The organism is Natranaerofaba carboxydovora, assembly GCF_022539405.1.
GTDB classification, from domain to species: domain Bacteria; phylum Bacillota; class Natranaerobiia; order Natranaerobiales; family Natranaerofabaceae; genus Natranaerofaba; species Natranaerofaba carboxydovora.
The window spans coordinates 1,574,136-1,586,964 of sequence record NZ_CP054394.1 but is presented as its reverse complement, the minus strand read 5'-3'; the positions used below and the strand labels follow the sequence as shown (position 1 = coordinate 1,586,964).

Here is a 12,829-nt window from a genome sequence, read left to right as displayed (position 1 = left end):
TTTATTGAGAAGGATATTAATCAAGGGTAATGAAGCTATAGGTGAAGCGGCAATACAGGCAGGATGTGAGGCTTACTTTGGATACCCAATAACTCCGCAAAATGAATTGACTGAATATATGAGTGAAAAACTTCCACAATACGGTGGTAGGTTTATACAGGCGGAAAGTGAAGTTGGGGCTATAAATATGCTTTTAGGTGCTGCAGCATCTGGTGCTAGAGCTATGACAAGTTCCTCTGGTCCAGGGATAAGCCTAAAACAAGAAGGAATTTCATATATGACCGGCATGGAACTTCCTGCGCTTATAGTGAATGTCGTCAGGGGCGGTCCTGGACTTGGAGGAATAGCGCCTGCCCAGTCAGATTATTTTCAGGCAACAAGGGGAGGTGGCCATGGAGATTATAGGGTTATTACATTAGCGCCGGCTAATATTCAGGAAATTATTGATCTAACTTCGGAATGTTTCTGGTTGGCAGAGCTATATAGGAATCCGGTTATGTTATATGCTGACGCAGTATTAGGACAAATGATGGAACCCGTTAATGTCAAAAGTGATAACTTATTTAGCAAATACAGAACTAGAGATAAGCTACCAAAGGTTTGGGCGGCCTCTGGTCAAAAAAATAGAAGTTATGTCAACAAATTAACTTCTTTATATCTTGAGCCTGAAGAGTTAGAGAAGCACAATTTAAAACTAAATAAAAAATATGATGTTATAAAAAAGAAAGAAAAGCGTTTCGAAATAATTAATCCAGGAGCTAAGTATTTTCTCGTAGCCTATGGCATAGTGTCTAGGATATGTAAATTAGTAGTTAAAAACGCTAGAGAAAGAGGATTAAATATTGGGCTTATAAGGCCAATATCTTTATGGCCCTTTCCGGATATTGCTTTTGAAAACGTTATGGATAACGCAAGATCATTTTTGTGTGTTGAAATGAGTATGGGCCAAATGATTGAAGATGTGAAGCTAGCAGTTGATGGCAGAGCTCAGGTGTTTTTTTATGGCAGGAGCGGAGGAGTACTGCCAAAGCCTAATGATATTATGTCAGTAATTGAAGATAAAATGCTAAAGGGTGAGATGATTGAAACTTGAGACTAAAACTTTAAAAGAAAAGAGAATGCATTACTGTCCGGGTTGTACCCATATGACAATCCACAAAATTTTAGCCGATACAATAGATGAACTTGGAATAAAAGAAGAGGCTATAGGTGTTGCTCCGGTAGGTTGTGCTGTGCTGATTTATGAGTATTTTGACTGTGATATGGTTCAAGCACCTCATGGTAGAGCACCTGCAGTAGCAACGGGGATGAAAAGTGCTAATGAAGACAATATGGTGTTTACTTATCAGGGCGATGGGGATCTAGCCTCAATAGGTACTGCAGAAATAATTCATTCAGCGGTGCGTGGGGAAAATTTAACAACTGTTTTTGTTAACAATGCCATATATGGCATGACAGGTGGCCAAATGGCACCTACTACACTTATAGAGCAGATAACTACAACTACAACAAAAGGAAGAAACAGTAAAGATCACGGCTATCCTTATAAGATTTCTGAACAAATTGCAAATCTTGATGGTGCCTCATATGTCTCAAGACAGTCTGTACATAATAAAAATGCTATAGAAAATACGAAAAGAGCTATTAAAAAAGCATTTGTAGCACAACAAAATAAAGAAGGGTTCAGTCTGGTTGAAATTCTTTCAACATGCCCGACTAACTGGGGATTAAATCCAAAACAATCTATAGAATGGATTGAAAAAAATATGTTACCAATCTTTCAAACAGGAGATCTAAAAACAACAGACTAGAGGAGGCAATAAAATATGTATGAAATTTTGATGGCTGGTTCGGGGGGAGAAGGTATATTGAGTATGGGGCAGCTGCTTGCATATGCGGCAATGCATGAAGGTAAGGAAGTATCATGGATACCTTCGTATGGCCCAGAGATGAGAGGAGGTACTGCAAATTGTAGTGTGATAATTTCAGAAGAAGAAATCGCCTCACCTATGATAAATTATCCTGATATACTTGTAGCAATGAACCAGGAGTCTATGGACAAATTTTTACCTGATGTAAAGCCGGGTGGAATAGTCTTTTTCGAAAATAAAATTAGCAAAGCACTAGATGATAAAATACAAAAGTTTGAAACTGAAATGGAGATGGTTGCACTATCGTTAAAAAAAGAAGCCAAAGGGCTTGGGGATAGCAGGCTTAAAAATACCGTGGTACTTGGAGCTATAGCTAATAAAACTGAAGTAGTATCCTTTAGAGCAATAGAAAAATCTTTAGAAAAAGTCTTCATAAAAAAGGGCAAGACTATAATTGACGAAAACAAAAAAGCTCTAGAAAAAGGTTATGAGTTAGTAATGACGGCGGAGGTTCGTTAAATGGCTAGAATATCACTAAATATAGGAAACGTAAACAGGATAATACAGAATACACCAGACTATCAAGTCTTGGAGATAAAAGTAGATAAAGAAAAAAGGACGGCCAGGCTTTATAAGAAGTTTTGTTTCGAGACTGGACCTGGTGAAACTGTGTTAATTAATCAGGTGGCTAGAGATCTGAAATTAGGTTCTGGAGGAGAAGATTTTGTAGTTTCTAATTTGTCTAAGCCTACTTTCAAAAGTAACGGCGATGGTCATATAATGAAGCTTCGTTATACTCCATATCAGTTTGCTGTCCCATCAATAGAGGAGTATAACGATTACAAATCTGCTGAAAGAGAATTTACTTCCTTATGGCCAATGAAAGTTGCAGTTGGTGAGCTACATAGCATGGTGGCTCCTATCGCTTATGGTGTCAAAAAAAACAGACCTGATACTAAAATTGTTTACATTATGACAGATGCGGCAGCTTTACCTCTTGAACTATCTAACAGTATAAGTAAATTAAAGAAAGAAGATATTATTCATAAAACAATAACAGTAGGTAATGCATTTGGTGGTGATTATGAAGCTGTTAATATTTATTCTGCACTAATATCAGCTAAAATGTTGTTTAATTCAGATTTTGCAATAATTACAATGGGGCCTGGGATAGTAGGGACTGCTACTGCCCTTGGTTTTAGCGGTATGGAACAGGTGGAGAATTTGATGGCGGTTAATAAATTAGGTGGGAAAGGAATTTTGGTACCCAGGATCAGTTTTTCTGACAAAAGAGAAAGACATAGGGGATTATCTCATCATACTAAAAGGATATTATCTTTTTTAGATAATAGCGTTGATGTGCCAATGCCATTATTGAGTGATAAAAACAAATTACAACTATTAAAAAGACAATGCAAGGAAATAAAAAATATCACTAAGGTGGGTCACAAATTTTTATGGCTTCAAAGTGAAGGAGCTATTAAATTTTTTAAAAAAATTAACCATCCTTTTATGACTATGGGAAGGGATTTAGATAGTGATAATGACTTTTTTGAAACCCTCTATGTAGTTTCAAAATGGTTTTTAAAATGTTAATATATAAATATAGTAGTTTACAGTTTGAAGGGGGTTATTACAATAAAGGAGACAACTACGTCTAAAGAAGTGCTGTACGAAGGGAAGATTATAAATGTAGAGTTACATAAAATAATAAATCATGTTGGTACTGAAGGAGTGCGGGAAGTGGTAAAGCATCCTGGGGCAGTGGTGATTTTGCCAATTACTTCTGAGGGTTATGTATACCTGGCAAGACAGTTTAGAAAACCTATAGAAAAAGAGTTATTAGAACTGCCTGCGGGAAAACTTGATGATAATGAACCTCCGGTTGAGTGTGCGATAAGAGAATTGAAAGAAGAGTTAAATCTTAAAGCGTCTGATTGGACTTACCTGACTTCAGTTTATACAAGCCCTGGCTTTACTGATGAAAAAATGTTTTTCTATGTTGCAAAAGATCTTACAATATGTGAAGGCAAGGCAGATGATGATGAAGTTATTGAGATGGAGAAGATACACTATGATGAATTATGGGATAAAATTTTGCAAGGCGAAATAGAAGATGGAAAAACAGTCCTTTCAGTTACTTTTTATTCAAGCCTAAAGAATAAATAATTAATGATTAAATGACAAGCCGTGTATAATATAAAACCCTCCTGCATATTTATTTATAAGATTAATTGATTAGAGTACAGTTGCAGGGGGGAAACAATTGTTTATCAATATAAAACTAGCTCTAAATGAATATATTAGAGAAAATTTGTTTATTTTTATATTGTGCCTAGTTTTATTTTTGGTTGGCATTATCTCTGGAGGAATTATGGCTATAACAATGCCAGGTGAAAGCAGAACTATTTTATTTGATTATCTCCAGAATTTTTTTGAGTTAATGAGAGATCAAGAAAATATATCTTCAAGTCAGATATTTTTCTCAAGTTTAAGTCAGAATTTAACATTAATGAGTGTGATTTGGCTTTTAGGAGTTACTATTATTGGTATTCCCCTTATATTACTGTTTGTTTTCATGAAAGGTTTTTTATTTGGATTTAGTGTTACTTTTCTGACTTCTAGCCTTTCATTTAATGGTTTTCTTTTTTCAATAACATCATTACTACCACATAATTTGCTTTTTATTCCTGTGTTTTTTTTAATGTCAATTGCTGCCATAGCATTTTCTATAATGCTTTTTAGGAATCATTTCTCTAAAAAAGGTTTAAATGTGTCAGTTGAGATCCTTAATTATATGGTTATTATAATAGCAACTAGTGTTGTTACTATCTTTGCTTCTCTTGTTGAAGCATATATTACACCAACTTTTATGAGTATAGTTTTAAGTTACATTTAGTATTTGATTCTACTGCAAAAGTCTATTCATAGAGAAAACTTCATAGAATTATTACAGAGGAAGAGGTGAACTCTATGAAGTTTATTTTTTTTGGGGATTACTTAAAAGGATTATATAGATTCATAGTGTTATTGATTATTTTGACTCTAGTAGTATCAAAAATTTTTTTCTTAGGTTTAGAGTTGCTAGATAATGAAAGGTACATGAATAATATTTATGAAGTTACAGTTGAAGACAGTGAAGATGAAGATTTTTTTAATAAGCTATGGTTAGAATTAAAAGAATCCTATTGGTATGGTTTTTGATAACTCAAAAGAGGAATTTATCAATTTTTGTTGAAGTATGCCTTATGCTGTCAGATTACGGCAAAAAGATGTTTTATTACATAAGGGAGTAGTTTAATATGAATAATTTAGTAGATGAATTTATCCATTATTTGAGCGTTGAAAAAGGGCTTGCTGAAAACACCCTGTCTTCTTACCGAAGAGATTTACTTAGCTTTATTAATTTCTTGGAATCAAAAAATATTTCAAAACTCACACAAATTAGCAGATCAGAATTAGGGGATTATTTATTTCTATTAAAAACTAAAGGACGAGCTCCCTCTACAATATCGAGGAATTTAGCTTCGATAAGGACTTTCTGCCAATTTTTGATCAGTGAAGACATTATTAACTTTGACCCATCTAGTGAACTTGAATCTCCTAAACAAGAGAAAAAGCTACCGGATGTACTTACTTTTGATGAAGTTGAAAGACTTTTGAGCCAGCCTGATACTAGTTGTAATCGTGGACTTAGAGATAGAGCTATGTTAGAGATGTTATATGCAACGGGGATACGTGTAAGTGAACTTATTGATTTAGATAGAACGCATGCCGATATTAAGAATGGGTACATACTATGTAAAGGAAAGGGAGATAAAGAAAGAATTATTCCCCTTGGAAGTTATGCTGTGAATTTTTTAGAAAAATACTTAGATACAGCAAGAGCCAATCTAATTAAAGATCAGGCCGAAACAGCCTTATTTTTAAATCATCATGGAAGAAGATTGACAAGGCAGGGCTTTTGGAAAATTATTAAAAAGTATGCCATAAAAGCGGGAATAACAAAAACTATAACTCCACATACTTTAAGGCATTCATTTGCTACGCATCTTATTGAAAATGGAGCAGACCTTAGGTCGGTACAAGAAATGTTAGGTCATGCTGACATTTCAACTACTCAGGTATATACACAAATTACTAAAAAAAGACTAAAAAGTATATACTCTAAAGCGCATCCAAGAGCTTAATATGAACCCTGAAAGGAGCATTTTGTGGATGAAAATAAATAAAGTAGTATTAGTAGTGCTTGATGGAGTTGGTATAGGAGCGCTGCCTGATGCAAAAAATTTTGGGGATGATGGAGCTAACACATTGGGGAATATATCCAAGAAAATTGAAGACTTTAAACTGCCAAATTTTAGTGATTTTGGGCTTGGTAATATCAGTGAAATTGCGGGGATAGATATAACAGAGGTCCCTCTTGCTTATTATGGTAAGATGACTCAAAAGTCTGCCGGAAAAGATACGACTTCAGGTCACTGGGAGATTGCAGGAAATATTATAGAAAAACCATTTCCTACATACCCGAACGGATTTCCTGATGAAATAATTGAAAAGTTCAAAAAAGAAACAGGTAAAGATGTTCTCGGAAATAAAGCTGCATCAGGTACTGAAATTATAATTGAACTTGGTAAAGAACATTTAAAAAACAGAGCCCCAATAGTTTATACTTCAGCTGATAGTGTATTTCAAATTGCTGCTCATGAAGAAGTGATTCCTTTGGAAGAACTTTATGAATTATGTGAAACAGCAAGAAGGATTTTGACTGGAGAACATGGAGTTGGAAGGGTGATTGCAAGACCTTTTAAGGGGGAATACCCTAACTTTGTCAGGACTGAAAAGAGAAAGGATTTTTCACTAAAACCGCCAGAAAATAATTTATTATCTATAATTAAAAATAGCGGCAAAGAAGTTGTAGGTGTTGGTAAAATAGAAGATATCTTTGCAGGTGAAAGCCTAACTAAATCTATTAAGACCAAGGATAATACTGATGGTATAGAAAAAACATTAGAGATGGTAAATGAAATAGATGAAGGGCTTATTATAACAAACTTGATAGACTTTGACATGCTATATGGACACAGAAATGATTGTTCTGGTTTTTTTGATGCATTATACGAATTTGATCTTAACTTACCGCTTTTTTTGGCAAATCTAAATGATGACGATCTATTAATTATCACTTCCGATCATGGTTGTGATCCTACATATCCTGGAACAGATCATACCAGAGAGTATGTACCGCTTTTGGTTTATAACCATAATTTTAAAGAACCAAAAAATCTGGGAGTTAGGGATACTTTTGCTGATGTAGGCCAAACTATAGCCCAGGTTTTAGACATAGATAGCACAGAAGATGGAGAGAGCTTTGCTTACTTACTAGAATAAAATTAATAATTGATTTCTAATGACTTCCTGTCATTAGACCTTTTTCTCCTGCTTTCTCATCAAGATGTATCTAAATAAAAACAAAACTTTGTTCATAAGATTTTTTGCACCAGAATGATAATTAAATTTTATGATTGGAGGTATTTGGGATGGATTATTATAAGATAATTGAAGTAAGAGATTTCATTGAAAAAAATATTAGCATCAAGCCTGAGACAGGAATTATTTTGGGTTCTGGTCTTGGGCCTTTGGCTGATGAAATAGAGCCAGAAATAATTTTTAATTATGATGAGATTCCTCATTTTCCAAGTTCCACTGTGATAGGTCATAAAGGAAGATTGGTCTTTGGACAATTAGAGGGAAGATATGTGATGGCTATGCAGGGTAGATTTCATTACTATGAAGGTTATGACATGAAAGAAGTGACCTTTCCCGTTAGAGTGATGCAGTTACTGGGTATCAAAAATTTAATTGTAACAAATGCTGCAGGTGGACTAGGAGAGCATTTATCAGTTGGTGATTTAATGCTTATTACTGACCATATTAATTTTTTTGGGGATAATCCTCTTATGGGTAAAAATGATGATAGGTTAGGGGAGAGATTTCCTGATATGACTTATGCTTATAATCCTGAACTTAGAGAGAAAGCAAGAAAAGTTGGTGAAAAATTAGGTATATCTATGCCAGAAGGTATATACATGGGTGTGGCAGGTCCTACATACGAAACACCAGCTGAGATTAAAATGGCTGAAGCTCTTGGAGCAGATGCAGTAGGTATGTCTACAGTACCCGAAGTTATAGTGGCAAATCATGGGGGTATCAATGTTTTGGGTATTTCTTGTATTACAAATGATGCTGCAGGCAAAGCAGGCAAAAAATTAGACCATAGCGAGGTTATGGAAGTTACTGAAAAAATAAGCGAGAATTTTTCAAACCTTGTAAAAGAGATTGTAAAAGAATTTTAATTATAGAGTTATAATTATTTAGAAAGTGGTGTCTATTAGTTGACTCCTTATGATGTGATTTTTAAAAAAAGAATGGGTGAAAAGTTAAGTCTAGAAGAACTTGATTTTATAGTTAATGGGTATAATAAAGGGACAATACCAGATTATCAAATGGCCGCATTCTTAATGGCGGCTTTTTTGAAAGGCCTAAGCTCAAAAGAAACAAGTGATTTGACCCATGCAATTATCAAAACCGGAACAATACTCAACTTAGATGAGGTTGAAGGAATAGTAGTTGATAAGCACAGTACAGGTGGAGTAGGAGATAAGACCAGCCTTGTGCTTGCGCCCCTTTTGAGTTCTTGTGGTCTAAAAGTGGCAAAAATTTCTGGAAGGGGACTAGGTCATACAGGCGGCACAATCGATAAACTTGAATCTGTTTCTGGTTTTGAAGCTAACCTTACTAATGATGAATTTATCAGAGCGATTAATGAAGTAGGCATGTCAATTATTGGCCAAACAGAAAAGCTTGCACCTGCTGATAAAAAAATATATGCCTTAAGAGATGTTACTGCCACGGTAGATTCCATACCTTTGATTGCTAGTTCTATAATGAGCAAAAAAATAGCTGCTGGTACTGATATAATTGCCTTAGACATTAAAGTGGGGAAAGGCGCCTTTATGAAAGAGCTAGATAAAGCAAAAGAGCTAGCAAAGGAAATGATTAGCATAGGAAAATCATTTGATAAAAAAGTCTTTGCTGTAATAAGTGATATGAACCAACCCCTTGGAAATACTATAGGAAATGCTCTTGAAGTAAAAGAGGCAGTACAAACCTTAGAAGGCAAAGGTCCACTGGACCTTCAAGAGTTATGTTTGACTATAGGGAGCTATATTCTTAAAGAGGCGGATAAAGTAAAGGATGTTTTGGAGGGTAGAAAAATATTACTGACAAAACTTAAAGAAAAAGAAGGCCTTAAAAAGTTCGAAGAGTTTTTTTTAAAACAGGGTGTAAGCTATTGTTCAAATATATTTGAACTACCAGAAAGCGAAACTTACTGTTATGTTAAATCTAACCTTGAAGGTTATATATCCTGGCTTGATTCAGAGACTATAGGTAAGGCCTCAGTTCTGTTAGGTGCTGGTAGAAGATCCAAAGAAGATGACATTGATCCGGCTGTAGGAATAGAATTACTAAAAAAAAGAGGTGATTTTGTAGCCAAGGAGGAACCGGTGTTTAAAATACATTATAACACCTCTTCTCTTTTAGTTGATTTAGAAACTATACAAGATAGACTTGTATCTTCATACGAAATAATTTCCCAAGATGAGTGGGCTAGAAAAAATAAAGAAGAGATACCACTTATTTATGATATATTATAAAATTGATTCTACTGCAAAAAGTCTGGTCACTTCGAGGGCAGTCGAAAAGAAAGAGCTTTTTACTCAAAAGTAAGAAGCTCTTTCTTTTTGTATGTTTTAAAATTACAAGGGAAAAATATAAAAAACAATTCTTGACTTAATATGCAAAGATTTATGACTATGATCAAAACGAAGGAGGTATATGATGTCAAAAACAGTCTCCTGTTTATTCTTAGCAGTAATATTAGTTTTAGCTAGTTTTTCAACGGCTAATGCGGAGTTTGATATTGATGGGCTGTTAGAAATTTTGATAGAAGATGAAGTAGACAATGAAAATGATAGTAGGGAAGATACTGATGAAGAAGTAGATGAGTTTGAAGAATTTGAGTCACCAGTATTACTATTAGGAGAACCAGGTTCCAAAGAAGTGCTTGTTGAACGTGAAATTGATAAAAAAGTTTATCCTGCAAGCATTACAAAGATTATGACCTTACTTGTTGCTATGGAGCATATCGAAGAGGGTAAGGCTTCTTTTGAAGATGAAGTGGTTATAAGTAAGAATGCCGAAGGTGTTGTAGGGACGACGTTATTTTTAGAAAAAGGGAAAACTTTAACCCTTAAAGATTTGTTAAAAGGTATTGCAGTTGGGTCAGCAAATGATGCAAGCATAGCAGTAGCCGAATATATTTCAGGATCTGTCTCGGGTTTTGTAGAAGAGATGAATCGAAAAGCAAAAGAATTAGGAATGGACAATACTAATTTTAAAAATCCTCATGGCCTTCACCATGATGACCACTATACTTCAGCTAGAGATATTTTTAAAATGTCAACAGAGTTAGTTAAATATGGACAGGTGCTAGACTGGTTTCGGATATGGCTAGATGAAAGCTTTTTGGAAGGTGTAATAGATGAAGAGGGTGTTTATCTAAGTAACACGAATAAACTTATAGATTGGTATCCTAATTGTGACGGTCTAAAAACTGGATTTACAGACGAAGCGGGCTATGGGATTTCTGCTACTGCCAAAAGAGATGATAGAAGATTTATATCTATAGTTTTAGAAAGCGAAAATTCAGAAGAAAGATTTGATGAAGCGGCAGATTTACTTGACTATGGTTTTTCTAACTATGAAGTTGAAAATATTTACCCAGCTGGAGATGTGCTTAAAGAAGTCCCTGTTAACAAAGGTGACAAACAAAACGTAAATGCTGTTGCAGCGGATAATCTTTCGGTGATTTATGAAAGAGGAGACGATGTTGACGTTGATGTAGAGATTGAATTAGATAGTGAAATATTAGATGCACCTATTGAGAAAGGTCAAAAAATTGGAAAAGCATATTTTGATCATAGCAATAAAAGAACGGAAGTAGACCTAATAGCTGAGCAAGAGATCTCAAGAGGAACATACAGTGACTTCTTTGGTAGGATAATTGAGAATTGGGTGAAATTTGGAGATTAAGATTTAGATTTTTTGCATCGAAACCAAAATTACATTGTCCTATTTTGTAGACTAAAGCAGAAAAATTGCACTTTTGTGCAATTTTTCTGCTTTAGAAGGAAAATTTTCTAGTTTCTAGAAGCATTTAAAAACTATAGGAAAGATATGGAGGACCTTAAGTAAAGGGGGGATAGTAAATGAAGATAGATATCTCAGCTGAGGAAGATAATTTAATTGTTAGTCTTGAAGGTGAGTTTGATCATCACTATGCCGATGAGTTTAGAGAAAGGGTGGATGAAGAGCTTAACAAGGGAATCTATAAAAATTTGATACTAGAGCTTTCAAAGCTTTGGTTCATGGATAGTTCTGGACTTGGTGCAATACTTGGAAGATATAAGAATTTGTCATCGAAGACAGGAGGTAATGTGAAAGCTTGCGGATTATCACCTCAAGTGGAAAAAGTCTTTGAGCTTGCGGGGTTAAAGAAATTAATATCAATTTATCCAACTTTAGAAAAAACCCTTGAAAATAGAAGGGAGAGAAGAAATTGAAAAGATCTAATGATTATATGGAATTAATAATACCTAATATATCTGAAAATGAGTCCTTCTCAAGAGTTGTAGTAGCATCTTTTGCGGCACGTCTAAATCCAACGGTAGAAGAAATAAATGAATTAAAAACCGCAGTGAGTGAAGCTGTTACCAACAGTATTATACATGCATACTCAGAAGAGGAAACCGGAGAAATAAAAATAATGGGAAGTATTGAGAATAATACTTTAAATTTAGTTGTAGAAGATGATGGTAAAGGCATAAAAGATTTAGAAAAAGCAAAAGAGCCTTTGTATACAACTAGACCAGAGCTTGAGAGATCTGGTATGGGATTTACTATAATTGAAAGTTTTATGGATGAAGTGGAGATATCATCAACTCCTGGAGAAGGAACAAAAGTTATCATGAAAAAGTCGTTTTCTACTTCTACCAATAAAAAGGAGTAGGTTAGATTGAGGGAGGATTATTACGACAAATTTTATGTTTTAATCAAACAGTGGAGGATAGAGGGAGATGAGAAGGCTAGGGAAGAATTAATTAAATCTAATGAAGCTTTAGTGCATTCTATTATAAAACGTTTTAAAGGAAAGCTTGATTACGAGGATTTGTTTCAATTAGGGATGATTGGACTAATAAAAGCTATTGACAGGTTTGATATTAACAAAAACGTAAAATTTTCAACTTATGCTGTACCTGTAATTATTGGGGAAATAAAAACTTTTTTAAGAGATAATAATAAACTAAAGATTAGCAGAACTTTAAAAGAGCAAGGAAAAAGGGTAAAGCAAAAAGAAGAAGAATTGGCAAAATACTTAAATAGGAGCCCAACTCTAAATGAAATTTCAGAAGAGCTAGATACTTCTCCAGAAGAAGTTGCTGCTGCACTAGAATCTAGCAAAGATCCTTTGTCTATAGATTATAGTACAGGTGAAAATAATAATTCTTTTATGGAAAACATTGTAACTAAAAAATTAAAGAAAGACAAAGATGATGAAATAGGTATACTAGAACTTACCCATGGTTTGGATGAAAAAGAAAAGCGATTAATTATAATGAGATTTGTTGAAGAGAAAAGTCAAAAAGAAGTAGGGGAATACTTAGGTATTAACCAGGTTAAAGTTTCTAGGTGGGAGCGAAAAATATTAAGGAAATTAAGAGAGATGAACGTGAATGTTGTTTAGCGGTCTAAATTGATTCTATTAGACCGCTAATTTTTTGTTAAATAAAGACTTTGTTATAGTTTTTCTTTGAGCTGTTTTTGTTTTACACTTC

The 12,829-nt window shown here is 34.3% G+C and carries 15 protein-coding genes; all 15 read left to right on the top strand.

Annotated elements, in window-relative coordinates; all coding sequences use genetic code 11:
• Window positions 1–4: 4 nt before the first annotated feature.
• The gene (vorB, locus tag ACONDI_RS07540; protein ID WP_241080854.1) at window positions 5–1,093 is read left to right on the top strand and encodes a 3-methyl-2-oxobutanoate dehydrogenase subunit VorB; all 1,089 of its coding nucleotides are present in this window, start codon (window positions 5–7) and stop codon (window positions 1,091–1,093) included.
• Between the two features lie 25 nt (window positions 1,094–1,118).
• Complete coding sequence (locus ACONDI_RS07535) at window positions 1,119–1,811, top strand: thiamine pyrophosphate-dependent enzyme (protein ID WP_420848193.1); 693 nt, start codon at window positions 1,119–1,121, stop codon at window positions 1,809–1,811.
• 15 nt (window positions 1,812–1,826) lie between these two features.
• Entirely contained in the window at window positions 1,827–2,390 is a 564-nt protein-coding gene (locus tag ACONDI_RS07530; protein WP_241080852.1) for a 2-oxoacid:acceptor oxidoreductase family protein, read from the top strand.
• Complete coding sequence (locus ACONDI_RS07525; RefSeq protein ID WP_241080851.1) at window positions 2,391–3,467, top strand: DUF3866 family protein; 1,077 nt, start codon at window positions 2,391–2,393, stop codon at window positions 3,465–3,467. It abuts the gene before it with no gap.
• A gap of 24 nt (window positions 3,468–3,491) precedes the next feature.
• Window positions 3,492–4,040: an NUDIX hydrolase gene (locus ACONDI_RS07520; RefSeq protein WP_241080850.1), complete on the top strand. Its 549-nt coding sequence runs from the start codon at window positions 3,492–3,494 to the stop codon at window positions 4,038–4,040.
• A 97-nt stretch (window positions 4,041–4,137) separates the two neighbouring features.
• Window positions 4,138–4,770, top strand: a complete 633-nt coding sequence (gene spoIIM / locus ACONDI_RS07515) for a stage II sporulation protein M (RefSeq protein ID WP_241080849.1) — start codon at window positions 4,138–4,140, stop codon at window positions 4,768–4,770.
• A gap of 74 nt (window positions 4,771–4,844) precedes the next feature.
• Complete coding sequence (locus ACONDI_RS07510; protein ID WP_241080848.1) at window positions 4,845–5,075, top strand: hypothetical protein; 231 nt, start codon at window positions 4,845–4,847, stop codon at window positions 5,073–5,075.
• A gap of 98 nt (window positions 5,076–5,173) precedes the next feature.
• Window positions 5,174–6,061 carry a site-specific tyrosine recombinase XerD gene (xerD, locus tag ACONDI_RS07505; protein WP_241080847.1) on the top strand — a complete coding sequence of 296 codons (888 nt, stop codon included), beginning with the start codon at window positions 5,174–5,176 and terminating at the stop codon, window positions 6,059–6,061.
• Between the two features lie 34 nt (window positions 6,062–6,095).
• Entirely contained in the window at window positions 6,096–7,262 is a 1,167-nt protein-coding gene (locus tag ACONDI_RS07500) for a phosphopentomutase (RefSeq protein ID WP_420848192.1), read from the top strand.
• 149 nt (window positions 7,263–7,411) lie between these two features.
• Window positions 7,412–8,227 (top strand): purine-nucleoside phosphorylase, encoded by an 816-nt coding sequence (locus tag ACONDI_RS07495; RefSeq protein WP_241080845.1) that lies wholly within the window; start codon window positions 7,412–7,414, stop codon window positions 8,225–8,227.
• Between the two features lie 39 nt (window positions 8,228–8,266).
• Window positions 8,267–9,589 (top strand): thymidine phosphorylase, encoded by a 1,323-nt coding sequence (locus ACONDI_RS07490; protein ID WP_241080844.1) that lies wholly within the window; start codon window positions 8,267–8,269, stop codon window positions 9,587–9,589.
• A gap of 184 nt (window positions 9,590–9,773) precedes the next feature.
• A complete protein-coding gene (locus ACONDI_RS07485; RefSeq protein ID WP_241080843.1) occupies window positions 9,774–11,027 on the top strand; it encodes a D-alanyl-D-alanine carboxypeptidase family protein in 1,254 nt (417 codons plus the stop codon).
• A 176-nt stretch (window positions 11,028–11,203) separates the two neighbouring features.
• Entirely contained in the window at window positions 11,204–11,557 is a 354-nt protein-coding gene (locus ACONDI_RS07480; protein WP_241080842.1) for an STAS domain-containing protein, read from the top strand.
• A 17-nt stretch (window positions 11,558–11,574) separates the two neighbouring features.
• The gene (gene spoIIAB / locus ACONDI_RS07475) at window positions 11,575–12,003 is read left to right on the top strand and encodes an anti-sigma F factor (protein WP_476739060.1); all 429 of its coding nucleotides are present in this window, start codon (window positions 11,575–11,577) and stop codon (window positions 12,001–12,003) included.
• A 6-nt stretch (window positions 12,004–12,009) separates the two neighbouring features.
• On the top strand, window positions 12,010–12,738 hold the full coding sequence (locus ACONDI_RS07470) for a sigma-70 family RNA polymerase sigma factor (protein ID WP_241080840.1): 729 nt from the start codon (window positions 12,010–12,012) through the stop codon (window positions 12,736–12,738).
• Window positions 12,739–12,829: the final 91 nt, after the last annotated feature.